This window comes from Cupriavidus sp. IDO (assembly GCF_000812465.1).
Classification (GTDB): Bacteria; Pseudomonadota; Gammaproteobacteria; order Burkholderiales; family Burkholderiaceae; genus Cupriavidus.
The window spans coordinates 1-23,065 of record NZ_JWMA01000098.1 but is presented as its reverse complement, the minus strand read 5'-3'; the positions used below and the strand labels follow the sequence as shown (position 1 = coordinate 23,065).

Annotated in this window: 23 protein-coding genes and 1 pseudogene; 14 read left to right on the top strand and 10 right to left on the bottom strand. The window is 67.6% G+C overall.

Translation table 11 applies throughout. The annotated features are described in order from the left end of the window. The 9 genes from RM96_RS24445 to RM96_RS24405 all read right to left on the bottom strand — a co-directional run. The coding region (locus RM96_RS24445) for a 3-hydroxyacyl-CoA dehydrogenase family protein (protein ID WP_039014311.1) at window positions 1–868 on the bottom strand (868 nt) is incomplete at its 3' end. 14 nt (window positions 869–882) lie between these two features. Continuing rightward, a complete protein-coding gene (locus RM96_RS24440; RefSeq protein WP_039014310.1) occupies window positions 883–1,680 on the bottom strand; it encodes a crotonase/enoyl-CoA hydratase family protein in 798 nt (265 codons plus the stop codon). A gap of 43 nt (window positions 1,681–1,723) precedes the next feature. Continuing rightward, on the bottom strand, window positions 1,724–2,692 hold the full coding sequence (locus RM96_RS24435; protein ID WP_039014309.1) for a PDR/VanB family oxidoreductase: 969 nt from the start codon (window positions 2,690–2,692) through the stop codon (window positions 1,724–1,726). A gap of 68 nt (window positions 2,693–2,760) precedes the next feature. Further along, window positions 2,761–4,044: an aromatic ring-hydroxylating dioxygenase subunit alpha gene (locus RM96_RS24430; RefSeq protein ID WP_039014308.1), complete on the bottom strand. Its 1,284-nt coding sequence runs from the start codon at window positions 4,042–4,044 to the stop codon at window positions 2,761–2,763. Between the two features lie 19 nt (window positions 4,045–4,063). Continuing rightward, window positions 4,064–5,059, bottom strand: a complete 996-nt coding sequence (locus RM96_RS24425; protein WP_039014307.1) for a tripartite tricarboxylate transporter substrate-binding protein — start codon at window positions 5,057–5,059, stop codon at window positions 4,064–4,066. A gap of 38 nt (window positions 5,060–5,097) precedes the next feature. Next, window positions 5,098–6,336: a Rieske 2Fe-2S domain-containing protein gene (locus RM96_RS24420; protein ID WP_039014306.1), complete on the bottom strand. Its 1,239-nt coding sequence runs from the start codon at window positions 6,334–6,336 to the stop codon at window positions 5,098–5,100. Window position 6,337: 1 nt separating this feature from the next. Then, on the bottom strand, window positions 6,338–7,342 hold the full coding sequence (locus RM96_RS24415) for an amidohydrolase family protein (RefSeq protein ID WP_039014305.1): 1,005 nt from the start codon (window positions 7,340–7,342) through the stop codon (window positions 6,338–6,340). 5 nt (window positions 7,343–7,347) lie between these two features. Next, a complete protein-coding gene (locus RM96_RS24410; RefSeq protein ID WP_039014304.1) occupies window positions 7,348–7,749 on the bottom strand; it encodes a RidA family protein in 402 nt (133 codons plus the stop codon). A 29-nt stretch (window positions 7,750–7,778) separates the two neighbouring features. Then, entirely contained in the window at window positions 7,779–8,504 is a 726-nt protein-coding gene (locus RM96_RS24405) for a GntR family transcriptional regulator (protein WP_052279721.1), read from the bottom strand. A 428-nt stretch (window positions 8,505–8,932) separates the two neighbouring features. Here RM96_RS24405 and RM96_RS24400 point away from each other — a divergent pair, with 428 nt between their 5' ends. The 14 genes from RM96_RS24400 to RM96_RS24335 all read left to right on the top strand — a co-directional run bounded on the left by RM96_RS24400 (window position 8,933) and on the right by RM96_RS24335 (window position 22,721). Further along, window positions 8,933–11,104 (top strand): acetate--CoA ligase family protein, encoded by a 2,172-nt coding sequence (locus tag RM96_RS24400; protein WP_039014303.1) that lies wholly within the window; start codon window positions 8,933–8,935, stop codon window positions 11,102–11,104. A gap of 18 nt (window positions 11,105–11,122) precedes the next feature. Further along, window positions 11,123–12,310, top strand: coding sequence for an acyl-CoA dehydrogenase family protein (locus RM96_RS24395; protein ID WP_039014302.1), 1,188 nt, complete (start codon window positions 11,123–11,125; stop codon window positions 12,308–12,310). Between the two features lie 15 nt (window positions 12,311–12,325). Then, complete coding sequence (locus RM96_RS24390) at window positions 12,326–13,453, top strand: acyl-CoA dehydrogenase family protein (protein ID WP_039014301.1); 1,128 nt, start codon at window positions 12,326–12,328, stop codon at window positions 13,451–13,453. Between the two features lie 59 nt (window positions 13,454–13,512). Further along, window positions 13,513–14,499, top strand: a complete 987-nt coding sequence (locus RM96_RS24385) for a Bug family tripartite tricarboxylate transporter substrate binding protein (protein ID WP_039014300.1) — start codon at window positions 13,513–13,515, stop codon at window positions 14,497–14,499. Window positions 14,500–14,546: 47 nt separating this feature from the next. Continuing rightward, entirely contained in the window at window positions 14,547–15,710 is a 1,164-nt protein-coding gene (locus tag RM96_RS24380) for a thiolase domain-containing protein (RefSeq protein ID WP_039014299.1), read from the top strand. A gap of 5 nt (window positions 15,711–15,715) precedes the next feature. Next, window positions 15,716–16,159 carry an OB-fold domain-containing protein gene (locus tag RM96_RS24375; protein ID WP_082016698.1) on the top strand — a complete coding sequence of 148 codons (444 nt, stop codon included), beginning with the start codon at window positions 15,716–15,718 and terminating at the stop codon, window positions 16,157–16,159. 18 nt (window positions 16,160–16,177) lie between these two features. After that, entirely contained in the window at window positions 16,178–17,404 is a 1,227-nt protein-coding gene (locus tag RM96_RS24370; RefSeq protein WP_052279720.1) for a CaiB/BaiF CoA transferase family protein, read from the top strand. 16 nt (window positions 17,405–17,420) lie between these two features. Beyond that, a complete protein-coding gene (locus tag RM96_RS24365) occupies window positions 17,421–18,419 on the top strand; it encodes a protocatechuate 3,4-dioxygenase (protein ID WP_039014298.1) in 999 nt (332 codons plus the stop codon). Between the two features lie 28 nt (window positions 18,420–18,447). Beyond that, window positions 18,448–19,110, top strand: a complete 663-nt coding sequence (locus RM96_RS24360; RefSeq protein WP_039014312.1) for an RraA family protein — start codon at window positions 18,448–18,450, stop codon at window positions 19,108–19,110. 5 nt (window positions 19,111–19,115) lie between these two features. After that, window positions 19,116–19,778, top strand: coding sequence for an RraA family protein (locus RM96_RS24355; protein WP_039014297.1), 663 nt, complete (start codon window positions 19,116–19,118; stop codon window positions 19,776–19,778). 2 nt (window positions 19,779–19,780) lie between these two features. Further along, window positions 19,781–20,443 carry a 4-carboxy-4-hydroxy-2-oxoadipate aldolase/oxaloacetate decarboxylase gene (locus RM96_RS24350; RefSeq protein ID WP_039014296.1) on the top strand — a complete coding sequence of 221 codons (663 nt, stop codon included), beginning with the start codon at window positions 19,781–19,783 and terminating at the stop codon, window positions 20,441–20,443. A 15-nt stretch (window positions 20,444–20,458) separates the two neighbouring features. Next, entirely contained in the window at window positions 20,459–21,229 is a 771-nt protein-coding gene (locus tag RM96_RS24345; protein WP_039014295.1) for an enoyl-CoA hydratase/isomerase family protein, read from the top strand. Window positions 21,230–21,244: 15 nt separating this feature from the next. Continuing rightward, complete coding sequence (locus tag RM96_RS24340) at window positions 21,245–21,667, top strand: PaaI family thioesterase (RefSeq protein WP_039014294.1); 423 nt, start codon at window positions 21,245–21,247, stop codon at window positions 21,665–21,667. 184 nt (window positions 21,668–21,851) lie between these two features. Next, a complete protein-coding gene (locus tag RM96_RS24335; protein ID WP_039014293.1) occupies window positions 21,852–22,721 on the top strand; it encodes a fumarylacetoacetate hydrolase family protein in 870 nt (289 codons plus the stop codon). 32 nt (window positions 22,722–22,753) lie between these two features. Here the strand turns inward: RM96_RS24335 and RM96_RS40205 are convergent. Further along, window positions 22,754–22,938 (bottom strand): annotated as a pseudogene (locus tag RM96_RS40205) (ProQ/FinO family protein); the annotation flags it as partial. Between the last annotated feature and the right edge of the window lie 127 nt (window positions 22,939–23,065).

The window sequence follows — 23,065 nt, the reverse complement described above, 5'->3', positions numbered from 1 at the left end:
GCGCCCGGGTGGCTATCTGCGCCTTACGGGTCTGGTAGCCCACGTCGTTACCCGCCATGTCGTGCACGGCGAAGATGCCCATGGCGTAGCCGAAGTCGGTGAGCGCCTGGTCGACCTCGTGCGGCAGCGCGCCTTCCTCGACCAGGAAGTGTGCTTCGCGCGTGTAGTTGCGGAACAGCGCATTGCCGATGAAGCCGGGGTAGACGCGCGCCAGCACGGCGGTCTTGCCCATGCGCCGTCCCAGGTCCATCAGCGTGGCGATCACGTCAGGCGCAGTGTCGCGGGCACGTACGACTTCGAGCAGGCGCATCACATGCGCGGGGCTGAAGAAGTGCGCGCCGACCACGTCCTGCGGGCGCCGCGTGACCGCCGCGATGGCGTCGACGTCCAGCCCGGAGGTGTTGGTGGCGAGGATGGCGCCGGGCTTGCACAGCGCGTCGAGTTCGCGGAATACCTGCTGCTTGAGCGCCATGTCCTCGAACACGGCCTCGATGACCATGTCGGCTCCCGCGGCGTCAGCCAGGTCGACCGAGCCGGCGATGCGCGCGAGCCGCTCTTGCATGGCAGACGCATCGAGCCTGCCGCGCGAGACGCTGCCGGCGTAGTTGTCCTTCACGCGGCGCAGGCCGGTATCCAGCCCCTGCCGGCTGCTGTCGATCAGCGTGACCGGGATGCCGATGTTGGCCAGCGCCATGGCGATGCCGCCCCCCATGGTGCCGGCTCCCACCACGGCTACATGGTTGACGGGGCGCAGCGGCAGGTCCTGCGGGAAGTCCGGGATGAGCGCCGCTTCTGCCTGGGCGAAGCGCACATAGTCTGCCGTCGCCTTTGCATCGAGGTCGGCGTCGGCTCGGGTAATCGTCGTCATGGGAATCCTTGGGTTCAGTTGGCTTTCGCACCGGGGGTAGCGAGGGGTTTGGCGCGGCCTTCGACGAAATCGCGCAGGCGCTCGGCCGCTTCCGGCGGGCGCGGGATGTTCGACGTCAGGTATTCGACGAACAGGCCGTCGTCGTGCGACAGGTCGTTGATGCGCGGCAACACGTTGGTGATGCGCCAGTTGGTGTCGGCGGTATTGCGCGCGACCAGTGCGGCCAACTCGCGCGCCTTGTCCAGGGCCTGGCCCTGCGGCACTACGTAGCGCACGATGTGTTCGCGCTCGCCTTCCTGCGCGTTGAGCAGGCGCCCGGTCAGCATCATGTCGGCCATCACGGTGTAGCCCACCACGCGCTGGATGCGCACGGTGCCGCCGCCGCCGACAAAGATGCCGCGCTGTCCTTCAGGCAGGCCGAACAGCGCCGATTCGTCCGCCACGCGGATGTGCGCGGCCGTGGCCAGTTCCAGTCCGCCGCCCACCACCGCGCCATGCAGCGCCGCGACGAATGGGATGGGACCGCGCGCAATGCCGTCGAACACGGTGTGCCAGGAATGGCGCGTGCGCTTGCGCGGACGCGGCTGCTCGCCCGAGGCGCGCGCCAGCGCTTCCTTCAGGTCCAGTCCTGCACAGAAGTTGCTGCCGTGGCCGAACAGCACACCCACGTCGGCTTCCTCGCCGGCACGCACCACGGCATCGTGCAGGGCCCAGACCACCTCTTCGTTGATGGCATTGCGCTTGTCGGGACGGTTCAGGCCGATCAGGGCGACGTTGCCGTCGAGTTCATAAGTCACCAGTTCATTGCTCATGGTCTTGCTTCCTTCTTGAATATGGGGGGCTGCCGCGCACCGCTCAGAGATCCAGCACGAGCTTGCGGCTCTTGGCGCCGGAGCAGCAGATCATCATGCGCTGGTTGGTGGCGCGCTCGGCTTCGCTCAGCACGAGGTCGCGGTGATCCGGCACACCTTCCAGCACGCGCACCTCGCAGGTGCCGCATACGCCTTCCTGACACGAGTAGGGTGGTTCGATGCCCTCGCTGAGCAAGCAGTCCAGGATGGTCTTTCCGCTTGGCACTTCGAGGCTGCGCTTGCTGCGCGCCAGCTCCACGACGAAGCCCCCTTCGGTGGCGGCGGCCTCGCGCGCGGCGAAGTACTCGCGGTGTACGCGCGCTGGTGGAAGCGCTTGGGTTGCCGCCTCGAAGGCGTCGAGCATTGGCACTGGGCCGCAGCAATAGATGTGGGCGTTGCCTGGCAGGTCGGCTGCGATGGCCGGGATGTCCAGCATCTTGCCCCCCGCCTCGCGGTCGTAGGCGACGTGCACTTCGGCTCCGTCGCGGCCATCCATGGCCTCCAGCGCGTCGATGAAGGCAGCCTGCTTGCGCGTGCGCGCCGCGTAGTGCAGGCGCCAGGGCCGGCCGAGCGTGCGCAGGCGCTGGATCATGCCGAAGATCGGCGTGATGCCGATGCCGCCCGCGATGAACACGCTCAGCGGCGCGCCTTCTTCCAGCGGGAAGTTGTTGCGTGGCGGAGAGACGGTGAGGATGTCGCCGGGGCGCAGCGTTTCGTGCAGGTAGCGCGAGCCACCGCGGCTCTGGGGATCTTTGTTGACGCCAATGACGTAGCGGTGCCGCTCGTCGGACCTGTTCAGCAGTGAGTAGCTGCGGATCAGCCCGTTGGGCAGGTGCAGGTCGATGTGGGCGCCGGCGTCGAAGACTGGCAGTTCCTTGAGCGGCGGCTCGGCGCGCAGCTCGTAGCTGAGGATGCCATCGGCCTCCCAGGTAATCGACCTGACGCGCAGTTGCAGGGTTTCGGTAGGGTTCATTGATTCTCTCCAGGCTTGGCACCAAGGGCCAGCGGCCATGGGCTTCGCAGCGGGGCAGGTGCCGGCGCTCAGATATCCACGACGTCGATGTCCTCGATCGCGACGCCAGTGGCGGCCTCGTAGGCACGCCGGACGGCTTCCGGCTGTCCGGCGTGGAAGATGAAGTGGCGTAGCAGCTTGTTCCACTTCGGATGGCACTCGTATTCGGCGCGCGGCAGCCCGTTGAGGAAGAAGTCGCGTGAATCGCACGGCAGCACCAGACGGTGGTTGGCCTGCGCGTCGCGGATGACGCCCTTGGGGTCGCGCCCTTGCGCTACCAAGTCGATATCGTCGAGCAGCCGCCGGCGGATCATGGCGATGCCTTTGTCGCTGGCGCCCAGGTTCTCGCGCGTGCGGTCCGTCACCGGTCCTTGCCCGACCCAGGCGATGATGTCCTGGTTGATGACGTGGCTGGAGATCCAGCGCCCCGTGGCCGGATCATGGGTGGGGCTCGTCCAGCTTGGAATCTCCCGCTGCACGAAGGGCTCCGCTTCGCGCGGGACACGGATGAAGGACCAGGTGACGCTCAGCGTGTTGGTGTCGTCGACCGGCACGCGCCATTCGAAGTGGTCGCCGAGGAAGAAGCCGTTCGGCCACAGGCAGACGCGTCCGATGGTCCACAGCGGGTGGCGCTCGTCGGTATCCTCGCTGATGCGCTTGTAGAGGAAGCCGTGCTCGAACTCTTCGAAGGCGAGCTGCAGGTGCCGCGGCGCCCGCTGTCCCAGGTCGCCGCGCAGCCGCCGTCCCCAGTTCGCATGCATCCACTCGAAGTGCACGGGGTCGATGGAGTTTTCCTGCGCCTGCAGCCAGTTGCAGGGGACCTCGGCAAATACCACCTGCACGAAGCCATTGGCCCAGCTGAAGGGCTCCCAGTCCGGCAGTTGCGGAGCCGGGTCCGGCCCCAGATACGCCCACAGCACGCCGGCCTTGGCGGCAACGCGATAGGCCTTGAGGCGCACGCGGTCCAGTAGTCTGCCCACCGGATCGACCACTTGCTCGAAGGGCTGCTCGACGCAGCGGCCGTCATGGTCGTAACGCCAGCCATGGTAGTTGCAGCGCAAGCCGTTAGTTTCCACGTAACCATAGGCCAGATCGGCCCGGCGATGGGCGCAGTGCCTATCCACCAATCCGTAGTTACCGCTCAGGTCCTGGTAGAGCACCAAGTCCTCGCCCATCAGCCGAACAGGCTTGATCGGCTCGCGCTCCAGTTCATCGATGCCCGCGATCGGATGCCAGTGGCGACGCAGCACCTCTCCCATGGGTGTACCCGCGCCGACACTAGTCAAGAGGCGATTCTTTTCCTCACTCAGCATATCGTGTCTCTCCTGCCGTCTAGAGCTCTGCGCGGAAGCCGGAGGCCTTGATGACAGGCGCCCAAGTTTCAAGTTCGGTGCGCTGGCGGCGCGCCATCTGCTGGCCGTCCAGGTAGTCGGGCAAGACCGCAAGCTGTTTCATCAGGAAGTCGCGCGTCTGCGGCGAGGACAGGATGGTGCGCAGTGCCTGCTGCATGCGCACGATCTCCTGCGCTGGGGTGCGGGCTGGCGCCCACATCGCAGTCCAGCCGTCGCCCTGGGTGACATCAAAGCCCTGCTCGGCCATGGTCGGGATGTCGGGCGCCAAGACGGAGCGCTTCTCGCTGAAAATGCCGAGCAGGCGGATGCGGCCGGTGTGGTGGTACTTGCGCAGATCCTCCAGCAACGTGATGGCGCTGGCGATGTGGTCTCCGAGGAGATCGGTGATCATCGGCGGGGTGCCCTTGTACGGAGCCACCGGCAGGTCAATTCCGGCGCTTCTGGCGAACTGGATGCCGAGGAAATGGTTCTGGCCGCCGAGGCCAGGCACGCCGAAGTTCGCCTTGTCGGGATTGGCCTTTACCCAGCGCACGAACCCTGCTGCGTTGGTGGCCTGCGTCTTGGCACCGGCCGCCATGCCGCAGGGGAATGAGACCAGACCGGCCACCGGCTCGAAGTCCTTCCACAGATCCCACTTGAGCTGCTTGCCGAACACCAGAGTCTGGAAGGTCGGCGTCGCGTTGGGGGCGATCATGTAGGTGAGGCCGTCCGGCGGCGCCGTCTTCAGCGCATCGGCGGCCAGGCGGCCACCGGCGCCTACATGGTTTTCCACGATCACCGGCTGGCCCAGCAGCGCGGGAAGGGAATCGGAAAAATACCGCGCGATGGCATCGGTGCCGCCACCGGGCGGCAGGCCCAACAGGATGCGGATGGCGGGTTTGCCGCGCAACTGCGCGAACGAAGCCGCGGGCGCGGCGAGGCCGGCGCACGCCGCCAGCAACAGCTGGCGGCGCGAGCGGAAGCGGGGGCTGGTCATTGTTGTCTCCGTCTTCTTGTCAGTCTTGCGCCGGCCGCTCAGGGCGCCGTGGTCAGCGAACGCCAGTCTTCGCCGGCGGGCAGCACGCCGCCGACCGAGACGATCCGGCTGTAATCGAGGTCTGGGTTGTCGGCGAGCGTCGGCGTCTGGCCGGCCACGAACTCGCGTACCGACTTCAACAGCGCCTGGCGCACGCGCAGCACCGCGCCGTCGGCCGAGCAGAGCTGCTCGGTGGTGCGGTCGGCAATCGGCCCTTGCCCGATGAACATGGCGAAGTCCTCGGTGCCCAGGTGCTGCGGAAACCCGGTGGCGTGGCCGCGGCGCATCAGGTCGCGGTTCTGGCCCCAGTTGTCGGCGGGCGTGCCCGGCGGCAGGGGCGGGAAGTTCCACACGTCCGGCGAGGCCGACATGACGGTCATGCCGAGCGGGCGGTGCGGATTGAAATGCACGAACCACGCGCGGTGCGTGACATCGTCCACCGGCGTCGAGAAGAACACCGTGCTCGGACCCTTTTCATCGGGCGCGCAGATGATGCCATACCACGGCATGACGAAGTTGTTCACGCGCGCATAGAACTGGTCGTCGGGCAGCGGCCGCAACGCGGCATAGCGGTAGCCGTAAGGGCGGTCTTCGAATTCCAGGCGCGGCGCGAGTGCCTTCGTCATGTGCAGGCGCTGGTTGCCCGAGCCCGCGGTGATCTGTGTGGTGGATTCATGCAGCACGCCGACGTGGGACGAATCCATCGAGGCTTCCACGCCCTGCACCCAGTTGGTCGGCACTTCCTGGCTGGTGACCGAACGCTGGTCTTCGGGCAGCGAAGTGAAGGGCAGGTCCGGGAACTTCGGCGGTGTTTCGCCCTTGCCCAGCCATACCCACACGATGCCGCCGCGCTCCTGCACGCCGTAGCGGTTCACGCGCACGTGCTTGCAGAACTGGGCCTGGTCGCCGACGTGGTTCGGCGCCTCGATGACCTCTCCGCTGGTGCCGAGCTTCCAGCCGTGGAAAATGCAGCGCAGGCCGTTGTCTTCGTTGCGCGCCATCAGCAGCGAGGTCTTGCGGTGCGGGCACAGTTCGTCGAGCACGCCCACCGCGCCGTCAGTGCGGCGGAACGCCACGTAGTTGCTGCCGAGCAGGCGCACGCGCACGGGCGCACCGTCCGCTACCAGCCTGGACGACGGCACGGCCGGAATCCAGTAATGCTGGCGGATCATTTCCCCCATCGGCGCGCCGTTCTCGACGCGTGTGAGCAGGTCGTTGTCTTCGTGGGTCAGCGGCATCTCAGCACTCCTCGTCGGTACGGAAGGCGCGCGAGTACAGGCGCCTGCAGTTGCATTCGAAAATGTTCTTGCGCTGGGCATCCGTCAGCCACGAGATACCTTCGATGACCGGCTTCATGTCGTCGTAGTCGCGGTCGGTCAGCGGGTCGCGCGCGCTGCCGGTGCCGGGCTTCTCGGTGCCGAACAGCACGTTGTCGGTGCCGGCCACCTTGAGCAGCAGGTCGATCGCTTCGGTCGAGTAGTTGCAGGTGTCGAAGTAGAGCTTGCGCAGCTGCTCGTCGAACGTGACGGTCTCGCCCTTGCGCACCGACCACGAGCGGAAGCGGCCCATCTGGTAGGGAATAGCACCGCCGCCGTGCGCCACGACGATCTTCAGGTTCGGGAAGTCCTGAAACACCTTCGAATTGAGCAGCGAGATGACGGCGATGCTTTCCTCGTTGATGAACTTGAGCGTGTACGACTCGCGTGCGCTGCAGCTGCCGGCCGAGTGAATCAGGCCCGGTACGTCCAGACGCGTCATGGCCTCGTACAGCGGATACCAGAACGGATCGCCAAGGCCCGGCGGGGTGGGGCCCTCGCTCTCGGTCGGGTCCGGGTTGATCAGGCAGCCGACGAAGCCCAGCTCGTTCACGCAGCGGTCCAGCTCGGGCACGGCGCGTTCGGCCGGCGATTCCAGCATGTGCTGCGGCAGGCCGGCGACACCGCGGAAGCGATCCGGGAACATGGCCACGAAGCGCGCGATGATGTCGTTGCAGTGGCGCGACCACAGCTCGGTCACGCGGCCCGGCTTGACCGAATGCATCTGCAGGTAGGGGCGCGGCGAGATGAACTGCACGTCGGTGCCGACGGCGTCCATGCTGCGCACCAGCTCCTCGGCCGCCTTGCGTACGGATGCATCCGGAATCTTCGGCGTGGTGGACGGATTGGCGCGTCCGCCGATGAGCTCCGCCATGTAGCGGAAGCTCTCCGGGGGCATGACGACGTGGGCGTGGGAATCGATGATCATGGTGTTCAGCCTTGGTTTGGGCCGGCCAGGACGGCCAGGCATTCGAGTTGCAGGAGCATGCCGTGCTGCAGGTCATGCACGACGATGTGCCGCGCGGGGCGGTCTTGGGGGTTGGGGAAGCACTGCAGCCATTCGGCATTGATGGCATCGCGCACGCTGTTGTCCTTCACGTAGATAGTCAGCTTCACCACGTCCGCCACGCTGCCGCCACCGGCCGCCAGCACGCTGGCGAGGTTGCGGAACGCGTGCGCGGCCTGTGCGTCCGCTCCGGCGGGCAGTTCGCCGGTGGCCGCGTCCTTGCCCGAGATGGCGGAGGTGCAGATCACATTGCCCACGCGGGCGCCAGTGGGAATGGGGGCGTTGTGCGCAAGGCCGGGCACATCGAGCGAGCGGAGAGGTCTGGTCATGGGATGCCTGAGGGTTCGGGGGTCTGCGGTCAGGACGCGGCGGCATGGCCGCCGTCGAAGAAATGGGCTGGCACGGTCGCCAGGAATTCGGCGAATCCGGTGGTGCCCGCGGGCACATGAAAGGTCATGGCGGCGGCGGCATGCGGCTCATTGCCGGCGCGGATGGCGTCGGCAATACGCTGATGGTCTTCCAGTGACTTCGCCACTTGCTGGCCAGTGGCGAAGTCCCGCATCCGGTAGCGCTGCAGGTGACGCCGCGCCGCGCGGATACGGCTGGCGAGGGTCTCGTTGCGGCAGCCCTGGTAGATGGCTTCGTGAAAGGCAGCGTTCGCGGCGGCGTAGCCGACGGCCCCCGGGGCTGCAGCCACCCGCCGGCACAGCGACAAGCCGGCTTCGAGCGCCGCATGCAGGGTTTCATCGCGGCGGCGCGCCGCCAGCCGCGCGGCCAGCGATTCCAGTTCGCCCACGTATTCCAGCATCGCCCGCACCTTGCCGACGGACAGTCGCGCGACCGCCGCGCCTTGGCGCGGGGCGACACTTACCAGTTCTTGCGCGGCCAGTTGCTGCAGGGCTTCGCGCACGGGCGTGCGGGATACGCCGAAGCGCTGTGCCAGTTCCCGCTCGTCGAGCGGCGCACCGGGACACAGGACACCGGCCTCTATCTCAGCTTCCAGCGTGGCGCGGATGTCGTCGGCCAGGCTCGTGCGTCCGGCGGAGTGGGGCAGGTGCGACAGGATTCGGGTGGTGTGTTGCATATGGCTCTACGCAAGCAATTGTCTTGTTGGTGCATAAAAATATACAACAAAACATAACTGGTATGCAAAGAGGCAGAATGAAGGGCCTGGCTGGTGCACGGTATGCTTGGCTATGCGTCTCCTATGCTGTGTAGAAGGGGATGCGTGTCAACCAGGGTCGTGGCTGCGATTCGCCCGGAATCCCGCGCCTGGCTTGACTTCGACCTGTCAGGCAGGGAAGACGACAACGCGCCGGAAGGCGTCCATCGCAGCGGCACGGCTGACCTCGGCGTTGCTTGCCGGATTGGCGCGATCGCCCTCGTCCTAAGGGAAATTCCCTAGGTGTGGTTTAGACAATAACGTTTATTGGTGTATTGAAACAGTGGTTATGGTATGCCAGAATGCGATCAACGCGGGGCGAATGCCCCTTTTCCTGGAAGACCTACCCAATGAAGACTTCTGACTTTCCTGGCGCACAAGTCGAACAGACCGAGAAGGCGGGCGAAGCCGCGGTGGCCGCGGTGACCAGCGTCCTCCGTCCGGCTTCTATCGCCATCGTCGGTGCTTCGGCGGATCCGCGCTCATTCGGCGGGTTCGTGCTGGCAAATCTGGAGCGCTTCGGCTACGCCGGCGCCATTCACCTGGTCAGCCGCAGCAGCACGGAAATCAACGGCCGCGCCTGCGTAAAGACGGTGGACGAGCTGCCGGCCGGCATCGACCTGGCCGTGCTGGCGATTCCCGAGGCGGGCGTGCTGGACGCCGTGCGCAAGCTGGCCGCGAAGGGCACCCGCGCGGCGGTCCTGTTCGCATCGGGCTACGCGGAGACCGGCGAAGCCGGCCGCGATCGGCAGGACAAGCTGGCCGCCGCCGCGCGCGACGCCGGCATGCTGCTGCTCGGGCCGAACTGCATGGGCTTCACGAATTTCGAGGGCGACGTGCCCGTGACCTTCGAGGCCGTCCGGCCCTATCCGTGCGGCGGGCGCCCGGGTATCGGCGTGGTCGCGCAAAGCGGCGCGATGGCCGCGAACATGCGCGACGCCTTCGTCGGGCGCGGCCTGCCGCTGACTGCCGTGGTATCCACGGGCAATGAAGCGTCGCTCGGTGTCGAGGACTTCGTTGCCCACTACATCGACGATCCGCAGACCCGTGTGCTGGCCGTGTACGCCGAACAGGTGCGGCGCCCGCGTACCTTCCTCTCGCTGGCGCGCAAGGCGCGCCAGGCTGGCAAGCCCATCGTGATGCTGATGCCGGGCCGTAGCGAACGGGCGCGCGAAGCGGCCCAATCCCACACCGGCGCGCTGGCCGGCGATCACGCCACCGCTTGCGTGGCGCTGGCGCGCGAGGCGGTCGTGCTGGTCGATACCCCTGACGAGCTTGTTGACGCTGCAGCAATCCTGCTGCGTTTCCCGGTGCCGCCTGCTGGTGGCCCGGCTTTTATGACCGGTTCCGGCGCGATGAAGAACGTCGCGCTGGACTTCTGTGACGGGCTGGGGCTGGAGTTGCCGCCCCTGGGTGCGGAGACGACGGCAAGCCTGAAGACCATGCTCCCGGACTACGCGGTGGCCGAGAACCCGCTCGACTACACCACCATCGGCGTACGCCAGCCCGGCCTGGTCGGCGAAGTGCTGCTGACCATGCTGTCCGATCCGGCCGTGGGCAGCATCGTGCTCAGCATCCCGGCAGGGCCCGAAGTGGCGCAGCGCGACAAGGCCGAGCACATCGTCCCTGCAATGGCCCGCGCCGGCAAGCCGGCTGTGCTGGTCGTGACCGGAGACAGCGGCCCCATCGAGCCCTTCTTTGTCGATGCGATCCGCGCCAGCGCCGTGCCGTTCTTCCGCTCGCCCGACCGCGCGCTGCGCGCGCTTGCCCGGGTGTCGGCGTATGGCGAGGCCCTTCAGCGTGCCGATCGGGCCAGCCAGTCCGTTCCCGCTGCGGTGCCGCTACCCGGCGCTGTTCCGCCGTCGGGCGTATTCGCGGAATACCAGGGCAAGGCGTGGCTGGCCGCGGCCGGTCTGACGGTGCCCGAGGGCACGCTGGCGACCACTGCGGACGAGGCAGCGGCGATTGCCGCGCGCATCGGCTACCCGGTAGTCATCAAGGCGCAGGCAAGCGAGCTGCCGCACAAGAGCGATGTGGGCGGCGTGATCGTCGGCCTGGCCGATGAAGCCGCGCTGCGCGCCGGCTGGAGCCGCCTGCAGGAGAACATCGCCAGCCACCGCCCCGGCCTGGTGCTGGATGGCGTGCTGGTCGAGGCGATGGGGCCGCGCGGGCTGGAGCTGGTGGTTGGGGCTCGGCGCGATGCCGGCTGGGGGCCGGTGGTACTGGTGGGCCTGGGCGGCGTGTGGATCGAGGCGTTGAAGGATGTGCGGCTGATTCCGGCCGATCTCGCCGAAGCCGATGTGGTGCAGGAACTGGGCCGGCTCAAGGCTGCGTCCCTGCTGCGCGGCATCCGGGGTGCCGCTGCCGTCGACGTGGCAGCGATTGCGCGGGCCGTGAGACTGATCGGCGAGCAGATGCGCGCCAACCCGGCCATTGCCGAAATCGACGTCAACCCGCTGGTGGCCTATCCCGACCGCGTGCTCGCGCTGGACGCGCTGGTGGTCTGCGCCCCACAAGCCTGAACATACGGCACACATACCATGAAGCTGACTTTCTCCCCCGCAGAAGAAGCGTTCCGCCAGGAGGTGCGCGCCTTCGTCAAGGCGAAACTGCCCGCGGACATCCGGCGCAAGGTCGAACTCGGCCTGCGTCTGGAGCATGCCGACTACGTGACCTGGTTTCGCATCCTCGAAGCGCGCGGCTGGCTCACGCCGGGCTGGCCGGTGGAACACGGCGGTCCCGGCTGGGACCACGTGCAACGCTATATCTTTGACGAGGAAACCATGCTGGCCGGCGCGCCGCGCATTATCGCCAGCGGCATCCAGATGCTGGGGCCGGTGCTGATCGCCTTTGGCACGCCCGAGCAGAAGGCCAGGTACCTGCCCGATATCCGACAGAGCAATACGTGGTGGGCGCAAGGCTTTTCCGAGCCGGGCGCAGGCTCTGACCTTGCAGCGGTGCGGACCACCGCCGTACTGGAGCCGGACGGCAAGCATTTCGTGGTCAATGGCCACAAGGTGTGGACCTCATACGCGCACTGGTGCTCGATGATGTTCGCGCTGGTGCGCACCGACCCGAACGCCGCCAAGCCACAGGAGGGAATTTCGTTCCTGCTGATCGACATGAACAGCCCTGGCGTCGAGGTCCGCCCCATCCGCATGCTGGAAGGCGGCACCGACCTCAACGAGTGCTACCTCGACAACGTGCGGGTGCCGGTGGAAAACATGGTGGGCGAGCTGAACAAAGGCTGGTCCTACGGCAAGTACCTGCTCGGCCACGAGCGCACCGGCATCGCGGGCATCGGCTCATGCAAGCAGCAATTGCAGCGGGCCCGGGCCCTGGCGGCCAGCGAAGGGCTGGGCGGCGATGCGGTGCTGCAGTCGCGCCTGGCGCAGTTCGAGATCGAGCTGCTGGCGCTGGAATTCACCGCGCTGCGCTTGCTCAGCGCCAATCAGCGGAGCCGGGTGCCGGCGGTGGAGGCTTCGATGCTCAAGGTGCGCGGCACCGAGCTGCGCCAGGCCATCTACGAGCTGCTGGTGGAGGTGGCAGGCCCGCATGCCGTGCCGTTCGAGGAATCGGCGCTGCGCGGCGAGCTGGACGATCCCGCCAGCCCGCCCGAACTATCGGCGCTGGCCGCCAACTACCTCGACGCCCGCAAGCTGTCGATCTACGGCGGCGTCAACGAAGTACAGCGCAACCTGATCAGCAAGGCCTTCCTCGCGGCCTGACACCGTACCGAGACCATGGATTTCTCTCTGAACGACGAACATATCGCGCTGCGCGACGCGGTGCGCCGCTTCTGTGACGGCGAGTACCCCGCGCATCGCCGTGGCGACGCCAAGACTGCCGATGAGGCCGCTTCGCGCTGGGCCGCCATGGCCGACCTTGGCCTGCTCGGGCTGCCGCTGGCGGGCGACGTGGGCGGCAGCGAACAAGGCCCGACCGAAATGATGCTGGTAGCCCAGGAACTGGGCCGCGCCCTAGCCGGTGAGTCATGGCTGTCGAGCGTGGTGCTGGCCGGGCAACTGCTTGACGGGGCGGGGACGCCCGCGCAGCGTCGGCGGTGGCTGCCGGCCCTGGCGGCCGGCGAGACACGGCTGGCCCTGGCCATCGGCGAGGCCGACGCCCGCTATGCACTGTCGCGTGTCAGCACGCTGGCGCGGCAGGACGGCGAGGGCTGGGTGCTCGATGGCAGCAAGACACTGGTGCTCGACGGTGCGCAGGCCGATGCTTTCATCGTGGCCGCGCGCACCTCCGGCGGGGCCAGCGACGAGCAGGGCGTGACCCTCTTCCTCGTCGAGGCCGGCACGCCCGGCCTCGCTGTGCGCGAGTTCCCGACGCTCGATGGCCGCGGCGCGGCACACCTGACGCTGCGTGAGCTGCGCGTGGACGCCGGCGCGGTGATCGGGCAGACCGGCGGCGCGCTGCCGTGGATCATCGCAGCAGCCGACCGCGCCAGCGCCATGCTGTGCGCAGAGGCCACCGGTGCGCTGGAAGCGCTGCTCGACCTGACCGCCGAACAAGTGAAGACGCGCCGCCAATTCGGCGCGCCACTGGCGAAGTTCCAGGTGCTCCAGCATCGCGTGGCCGACATGCTGATCGCGCTCGAACAGTGCAAGTCGATGGCGTGCGTCGCCGCCATGGCCGTTGCCGATGGCGATCCGGTACAGCGCCGCCGGCTGGTGTCCGCGGCCAAGGTAGTAATCGGGCAGGCGGGACGGCAGGTCGGCCAGTGGGCCATCCAGATGCACGGCGCCATGGGCATGACCGACGAGTGCCGCGTGGGGCATTACGCCAAGCGGCTGATGGTGATCAACCAGCTGTTCGGCGACGCCGCGCATCACCTGGGGTGTTTTGCCCGGCAGGCCTAGTGCCAGGTTTACTCGCCGGCACCTTGCGTATTCACATAAGAAATACAGGAGACAAAGATATGGCCCTCATCCACACCCTCCGGTCCGCCTGCGGCGCGCTTGCCCTCGGACTGGCGTTCGCCTGCGGTGCGCAGGCCCAGGAGAAGCCGCCGATCCGGCTCCTGGTCGGCTTTCCGCCAGGCGGTTCGACGGATACCGTGGCGCGCGTGCTGGCCGAGAAGCTTCAGGGCGTGCTCGGCCAGACCGTGATTGTCGACAACCGGCCGGGCGCCGGTGGCCGGCTGGCTACGGGAGTGCTGAAGAACAGCGCCCCGGACGGCCTGACCTACATGATCGCGCCGAATGCCACGACAATCTTTCCCACCCTCCTGTACCCGCCCGCGGCACTCAGGTATGACTTGCTGTCCGATCTCGCGCCGGTGGCCGTGGTCATTTCCTACCCGCTGGCCCTGGTGGTCAGCAGCCAGACTGGCGTCAAAGACGTGAAAGGATTCGTGGTGTGGGCAAAGGCGCATCCCAAGGAGGCGGTGTTCGGCACCGCTGGCATGGGCGGGCAGACGCACTTTACCGGTCTGCAATTCGGCAAGGCCACCGGCGTGCCGATGAACGTGGTGCCCTACAAGGGCAACGGGCCGCTCATCACGGACCTGCTGGGCGGGCAGCTGGCCTCGGCCGTGATGACCGCCGGCGACATCGTGCCCCATGCGCAGGGCGGCAAGGTGCGCATTATCGGCGTGTTCGGCGCGGCTCGCTCCCCGCTGCTGCCTGGCGTGCCCACGGTGGCCGAGCAGGGGGTGCCGGTGGACAGCGGCGAAGCCTGGGCCGGTATCTGGGCCCCCGCGCGCACGCCCAGGCCAGAGCTTGAGCGCATGCAGGCGGCGCTCGGCAAGGTGCTTGCCATGCCGGACGTACGTGCCACGTTGCAGACCCGGGCCACGCTGAACCCGGACTTCCGGCCGGCCGCGGAGCTGGACCGCCTCCAGCGCAAGGAACTGGCCTACTGGGGCCCGGTCATCAAGGCCAGCGGCTTCACCCCTGAGCAGTGACGCCCCGCGACACACCAGGCATCTTTCCCTAGTTCCTGCATATCATCATGACCCTGAACGGATCCGCCTATATCGTGGGGGCGTACGAGCATCCCACCCGCAAAGCCGACAACCTCTCGGTGGCGCGCCTGCATGCCGACGTGGCGCGCGGCGCGCTGGCCGATGCCGGCCTCACCGCCGCCGATGTCGACGGCTACTTCTGCGCCGGTGATGCGCCTGGCCTGGGAAGCACCACGATCGTGGAATACCTTGGCCTGAAGCCGCGCCACGTGGACTCGACCGAGTGCGGTGGCTCCGCGCCGATCCTGCACGTGGCGCACGCCGCCGAGGCCATCGCCGCCGGGCGCTGCAACGTCGCGCTGATCACGCTGGCGGGACGCCCCCGTGCGGCGGGCGCCGCGCTGGCGCTGCGGGCGCCGGACCCGGATGCGCCCGACGTGGCCTTCGAGCTGCCGTTCGGCCCGGCCACGCAGAACCTCTACGGCATGGTGGCGAAACGCCATATGTACGAGTTCGGCACTACCAGCGAGCAGCTCGCGTGGATCAAGGTGGCGGCGTCCCATCACGCGCAGCACAACCCGCACGCCATGCTGCGCAACGTGGTGACGGTGGAAGACGTCGTCAATTCACCGATGGTCGCCGACCCGCTGCACCGCCTCGACTGCTGCGTAATGAGCGACGGCGGCGGCGCGCTGATCGTGGCGCGCCCCGAGATCGCCCGCCAGCTCAAGCGTCCGCTGGTGAAGGTGCGCGGCACCGGCGAAGCGCCCAAGCATGCCATGGGCGGCAACATCGACCTGACATGGTCGGCTGCCGCGTGGTCGGGCCCGGCGGCTTTTGCGGAGGCCGGCGTCACGCCCGCCGACATCAAGTACGCGTCGCTGTACGACAGCTTCACCATCACCGTGCTGATGCAGCTCGAAGACCTGGGCTTCTGCAAGAAGGGCGAGGGCGGCAAGTTCGTCGCCGACGGCGGCCTGATTTCCGGCGTAGGACGCCTGCCGTTCAACACCGATGGCGGTGGCCTCTGCAACAACCATCCAGCCAACCGCGGCGGCGTCACCAAGGTGATCGAGGCGGTGCGCCAGCTGCGCGGCGAGGCGCATCCCGCAGTGCAGGTCAGCAACTGCGACCTGGCGCTGGCCAGCGGCATCGGCGGCGCGCTGGCTTCGCGCCATACCGCGGCCACGCTGATTCTTGAAAGGGAATGAACACCATGAGCACACCCGCTACTCCGGCCACCCCCACCAACGCGGCCGCCAAGGCGCCGCCCGCCGGTCCGCGCAAGATTCCCGCACCGCGCACGCTGCCGGAAAGCCAGGCGTTCTGGGACGCCGCGAACGCCGGTCGCCTGCTGCTCAAGGCCTGCCTGGACTGCCATGCGCCGCACCACTACCCGCGCGACATCTGCCCGCACTGCCAGTCCGACCGCACCGAATGGCGCGACGCCAGCGGCTTCGGCACGGTCTACTCGTTCAGCACCATGGGTAAGGGCGAGGCCGCGTGGACGCTCGCCTACGTCCGGCTGGACGAAGGCGTGACGATGATGACCAACCTGGTGGACTGCGACCCGCGCGAGATCGAGATCGGCCAGCGCGTGAAGGTCGTGTTCAAGCCGAGCGACGGCGGCTACGCCGTGCCGATGTTCACCCCGGCATAAGGACCTGAGGCAACGACCATGGCTGATACCCGACACAACGAACACGGCACGGGCGAGCGCAAGGGCCCGCTGTCCCGCTTCACCATCCTCGACGCGTCGCGCGTGCGCGCCGGCCCCACCGCGGTGCGGCTGTTCGCCGACATGGGCGCGCGCGTGATCAAGTTGGAGATCCCGCCGGGCGCGCCGGGCGGCGACGACATGATCGGGGGACGCGACCATAACCGCGCTGACTACGAGAACCTGCACCGCAACAAGGAAAGCCTCACGCTCAACATGAAGACGCCCGAGGGCGTGCGGATCCTGCATGAGCTGGTCAGCCGTGCCGACGTTTTCATCGAGAACTACCGCCCCGACGTGAAGCACCGCCTCGGCATCGGCCCGGACGCGCTGCGCGCGGTGAACCCGCGGCTGATCTACGCCAGCATTTCCGGCTTCGGCCAGGATGGCCCTTACGCGGGCTGGCCCGGCTTCGACTCCATTGCGCAGGGCATGGGCGGGCTGATGAGCGTGACCGGCAAGCCGGGCGAAGGCCCGATGCGCGTCGGCATCCCGCTCGCGGACCTGTGCGCGGGCCATTTCTGCGCCATGGGCATCCTCACGGCGTTGCTGGAGCGCGAGGCCTCAGGCGAAGGGCAGTGGGTGCAGACCTCGCTGCTGGAAGCGCAGATCGCCATGCTCGACTTCCAGGCCGCGCAGTGGCTGGTCGACCGCAAGATCCCCGAACAGACCGGCAACGAACATCCGCTGACCGTGCCCACGGGCGTGTTCGCCACCAGCGACGGCTACCTGAATATCGCCGCGATCGGCCAGACCATGTGGAAGCGCCTGTGCGAGGCGCTGGAGGTGCCGCACCTGGTCGACGAACCCGGCATGGGTTCTGATCCGGAACGCGTGCGCAACCGCGACAGGGTCAACGCGGCGATCGAAGCCGCACTGCGCACGCGCACCACGGCCGAATGGACCGAGCGGCTGCTGAAGGCCGGCGTGCCGTGCGGCCCCATCCACCGCGTCGACCAGGTCTTTGCCGATCCGCAGGTGAAGCACCTTGGCGTAGCCTGGCCGATGCAGCACGCCGAGCTTGGCGACGTCGCACTGGTGGGGCAGCCGATGCGCCTCTCGCGCTATCCGCGCGAGCAGCCACCGCAGCCCGCGCCGGAGCAGGGCGCCAACACCGACGACATCCTGCACGAGCTTGGCTACAGCGCAGCGCAGGTCGGTGAACTGCGCGCCGCCTACATTGTTTGAACGCAAGGACACTTCCATGGCAAGACTCGTCGCCGCTTTCGGCTCCTCCCACAGCATCATGCTGGTGTGCCAGCGTGAAGACTGGCAGCACGGCTTCCGCCAGGTCGACCCGAAGAACCCGCACTATTTCGACCGGGCCGGCAACCCGACCACCTATGAGGCGCTGCTTGCGGTCGCCCCGGCCGATGCCGAGTCGATGGTGACGCCCGGGCGCATGGGCGAGCGCTACGACCAGGCCGAAGCGGCCATGGACGAGCTGCGCGACCGCATCCGCGCCGCCCGCCTTGACGTGCTGCTGGTGGTCGGGGACGACCAGACGGAACTGTTCCGTACTACCAACAATCCTGCCTTCGCCATCTACTACGGCGAGACCATCCGCAATGCGAAGCGCGAAGAAAGCCCTTCCGACGGCTGGTACAAGAAGGCCCGCATGGCCCGCCAGGAACCCGACGCCGACCGCGACTACCTGGTCAACGCCGACATGGGCCGCTGGCTGATCCGCGAGCTGTGCGACCGCGACTTCGACATCACCGCCATGGACGGGCTCGAGCGCGGCCAGTTCGAAGGCCATGCGTTCTCGTTCATCCACCGGCGCTACCTGCAGGGGCTGGACCTGCCGGTGGTGCCCGTCATCGTCAACACCTTCGACCCGCCCAACCAGCCCACGCCGCGCCGCTGCATCCAGCTTGGCGCCGCGCTGCGCGAACTGATCGCCGCCTATCCCGAGGACCTGCGCGTGGGTGTGCTGGCCTCGGGCGGGCTGAGCCACTTCGTCGTGGATGCCGAACTCGATAACGCGATCATCGACGCCATCCGCCGGAAGGACACCGGCTTCCTTGCATCGCTGGACCCGCGCCAGCTCCAGGCGGGCAGCTCGGAGATCCGCAACTGGCTGATCTCCGTGGAGGCCGTGCGCGACCTCGATCTTGAATGGGTGTCCTATGTCCCGGGTTACCGCACGCCTGCGCTGACCGGCACCGGCCTGTGCTTCGCGGCCTGGAAAACCCTGGATTGAACCACTGAACAAAGCCATGCCAACGACCATGAGTGAAACCGAATCCTACGTACAACGCCTGCGCCGGCTCGACTGCTGCGCGGTGTCAGACGCGCTCGACAAGCTACAGCTGCCGGGCACCGTGACCGGCCTGCCCCAGCGCTCCGGCGCCGGGCGCATTGCCGGCCGCGCCATTACCGTCAAGCTCGGCACCGGCGCGCCGCCGCCCGGACCGGCGCGCCATCTCGGCTGCACGGCCATTGAGCAGGCCGGCCCGGAGAACATCATCGTCGTCGAGCAACGTACCGGCGTGGAGGCCGGCAGCTGGGGCGGGCTGCTATCGCTGGGGGCCAAGGTGCGCGGCGTCGCCGGCGTCGTGGCGGATGGTCCGGTGCGCGATATCGATGAAGCGCTCGACTTCGACTTCCCCGTGTTCAGCCGTGCGCTGACCGCGTTTACCGCACGCAGTCGCGTGGTGGAGCAGGGCACCAACGTCCCGGTGCAGATCGGCACCGTGACGGTGGAAGAGGGCGACTACGTGGTCGCGGACCGCAGCGCCGTGATCTTCATCGCCGCGCGTGATATCGCACGCGTGCTGGAGACGGCGGAAGCCATCGTGCGCAAAGAGGCCGTGATGGCAAAAGCCATCCTGGGCGGCACGCCCATCGGGGAAGTCATGGGCGGCAACTACGAACACATGCTGAAAGGTTGAAGGACATGAGCGAGCAACAGGACATCAATGTCGCGCGCGCCGGCAAGCTGGACACGGCCACGCTGAGCGACGCGCTGGACAAGCACGGCATTGCCGGCCAGTGCTATCGCATCAAGGCGCGCGGCGAGGGCTTCGTCATGGCGGGTCGCGCCTACACGCTGCAGTACGGCCCGGCATCCAATCCGCCGGGCACCGTGGGCGACTATATCGACGACGTGCCGCCGGGCAGCGTCCTCGTGCTCGACAATGGGGGGCGCGATAACGCCACGGTCTGGGGCGACATCCTCACGGAGATCGCGCACCGCCGGGGCATTGCCGGCACCGTTATCGACGGCGTGTGCCGCGATGTCGCCCTCTGCCGCCAGCTCGGCTACCCCGTGTTCAGCAAGGACCACTGGATGCGCACCGGCAAGGACCGCGTCCAGGTGGAGGCGACCAACGTGGTGGTCAATATCGGCGACGCGCGCGTGCAGCCGGGCGATATCCTGCGCGGCGATGCCGACGGCGTGGTGGTCATTCCTCGCGAGCACGAGGCTGCGGTGCTGGACACCGCCGAGGAGATCGAGCAGGCGGAGAACGCCATCCGCGAAGCCGTGCGTGGCGGACTGCGCCTGGACGAAGCGCGCCGCCAGTTTCGTTACCACCAGCTGCAGACCAAAGGAGCCTGATCATGGCGGAACACGACCCAGCCAGCACCACGATTCGTGAATTCGAGCGGGTCAGCCCCGAAGTTGTCGAAGCCGCACGGGCGCTGCCCACCGCCACATTGCACGAGGCCGGCGGCAAGATCGGCGTGATCCCGCCGGCCATCAAGCCCGTGGCGCCGGGATTCCGCATCTGCGGCCCGGCACTGACCGTCCATTCGCCTGGCGGCGACAACCTGTGGCTGCACCGTGCCCTCGACATCGCCCAACCCGGCGATGTGCTGGTGGTGCACGTAAGCGGCGCCTACGAGCACGGCTACTGGGGCGAGATCATGACCACGGCAGCCAAGGTGAAGCAGCTTGGTGGGCTGGTCATCGACGGATGTGTGCGTGATGGCGTGCTGCTGGAGGAAATCGGCTTCCCGGTGTTCGCGCGCGGCCTATGCATCCGCGGCACCGGCAAGGACTATGGTGCAATCGGCTGGCTCAACGCGCCGGTGCTGATCGGCGGCACCCGCGTGGAAGCGGGCGACCTGGTCGTGGGTGACCGCGACGGCGTGGTGGTGGTGCCGCACGCCCGCGCCGGGGCGGTCGTGGACAAGGCCCGGGACCGCGAGGCCACCGAAGCCGCCATCCTCAAGCGGGTGGAGGCGGGCGAGACCACCATGCGGATTTACGGCTTTCACTGAGCAGAGCCGAATGCCATGAACGAAACCCCGCAAGGACAGCCACCCGAACTGGCGGTCGACGGTCACGTCGCCGTCATCACGCTGCGCCGCCCCGACGTGGCCAACCGGCTCGAACCCGAAGACCTCGACCTGCTTCGCGAGTACCTGGAGACGGTGAACGGTGACACCCGGGTCCGCGTGCTGCGTATCGAAGGGCAGGGCCGGCACTTCTGCAGCGGATTCAATGTCGGCCGCCTCGGCGGGGCCGATGTCGGTGCCCGCTTCGAGGCACTGGCCAATGCGCTGGAACAGGCGCGGCCAGTCACCATTGCCGTGCTGCAGGGAGGCGCGTACGGCGGCGCCACCGACCTGGCACTGGCGTGCGACTTCCGGTTCGGCGCCGTCGGCGCCGAGATGTCCGTCCCGGCCGGGCGCCTGGGCCTGCTGTTCTACCGCGGCGGCCTGGAGCGCTATGTCACGCGGCTGGGCCTGGCCACGGCCAAGCGCATCCTGCTGATGGCCGACAAGTTCGATGCGGCCGCGATGCTGGCCTGTGGCTACCTGGACCGGCTGGAGGACAGCCAGCAGGCACTGCAGGCGCTTGCGGCACACGCGAGCGAGAGCCTGGCCGGCATGGCACCGCTGGCGCTGCTTGGCATGAAGAAACACCTGAACCGCATCGCCCGTGGCGAGCTCGATACCGCTGAGCTGGCACAAGACATCGCTGTGGCCGATGCTTCCGAAGACCTGCGCGAAGGCGCACTGGCCTGGCGGGAAAAGCGCGCGCCGCGCTTTGCCGGCCGTTGATTTGGGATGCACACGATGAGCGACGGCAACTATTTCAAGCGCATGCAGAGCGGGCAGGCACCCGCCCCGGCTGTCGCCGGACTGCTTGGCGGCGTAGTACGCGCCGCCGACCTGGAGGCGGGCACGCTGGAATCCGACTACCTTGCCACCGGGGCATTCCTCAATCCGGCCGGCCAGGTGCAGGGCGGCATGCTGGGCGCCATGCTGGACGACGTGACCGCGATGCTGGTCACCGCGACGCTGGCCGATGGCGCGTTCTGCGCCACGCTGAACCTGAATCTCTCCTTCCTGAGGCCGGCGCAGGCCGGTCCGCTGCAAGGGCGAGCGCGCCTGGAGCGGCGCGGCCGCAACGTCTGCAACGTGGTAGGAGAACTGCGCCAGGACGGCCAGGTGGTGGCAACCGCGACGGCTACCTGCATGTTGGTCCGGCAGGCGTGAGCGCGCATTGCATTGAGGAGAAATGCGTTCCAGGAAGCGCGATCAAGAATGACCGGCAGCCTTCCCCCCTCGCTCGCTTGCGGGAGCGGGGAGAAACAACAAGTTCGCCTTGATGACTCGTGCGGACGCATCTGCGGCCGGGCAGCGTATCGGGGCACAAACAGCCTGAATCAGGAAACACCCCATGCAATTCATCAGCTTCACCCATCAGGGCCGGAACAGCTTTGGCGCCATCGCCGGCGGCGGCGTGATTGACCTCGGCGCAAGGCTTGGGCTGAGCGACCTGGGCCAGGCGCTGCGCCGGCGGCCCCTCGACGCACTGATCGACGAGGCCGGCAGGCATGCCGCCGACTTGCCGGCCGCCCAAACCCTCGACGCGTACCGGCCGGTGGTGGCCGACCCGGAGAAGATCCTCTGTGCCGGCCTCAACTATGCAGAGCACGTCCGCGAAACGCAGAAGGAACGCACCGAGCGCCCCACCATCTTCCTGCGCGTGGCCGAGTCGCAGGTGGGTCACGGCCAGCCGTTCCTGCTGCCGCCAGAGTCGTCGCGGCTGGACTACGAGGGCGAGATCGCCGTGGTGATCGGCAAGCGTGGCCGCCGCATCCCCGAGAACCAGGCCTTCTCCTACATCGCCGGCTTCGCCTGCTACAACGACGGCAGCATCCGCGACTGGCAGACACACACCTCGCAATGGGGGCCGGGAAAGAATTTCCAGAACACCGGGGGCTTCGGCCCGACATTGGTGACAAGCGATGAGATCGGTGAGAACGAGGTTCTCATGCTGGAAACCCGCCTCAACGGACAAGTTATGCAGCGTGCCACCACTGACATGCTGATCTTCGCCATCCCTGAGCTGGTCGCGTACTGTTCCAGCTTCGTCACGCTGTCTCCCGGCGATGTCATCGTCACCGGCACGCCCGGCGGGGTTGGCGCGCGGCGTCAGCCGCCTGTCTTCATGAAGGACGGTGACGTGGTGGAAGTCGAGGTGAGCAAACTGGGCGTGCTGCGCAACCCGGTGCGATCCGAGATCCCCGAAAGATGCGCTGACTAAGCATGGTCCGCGCCCGTCTCCCGGCCAAGATCGGTCCGGACCGCCCCGCGCAAATCCGCCTTCGTCAGGGCAAGCGCTTGGGTATGTTGAATGAGATCTTCGAAGATGCCGATCTTGAGCGGCACCCCTTGGGCGCAGGGTTCTTCGGAAAGGCTTGTGGGAAGCGCTTTTGCAGCTTGGCGATGGCGTGCACCACCGGACCGACGGGCTTGGTGGGCTGGGTCGAGGTAGCAACCCGTACGCGGGCTAGCCCGAAGTTTGACTCGGAGACCAAGCTAACCTGTTGAAGCGCCGAGAGATTTTTAAGCAGCAGAGGGTTGGCTACTGGGAACAGCCGGGGTCGA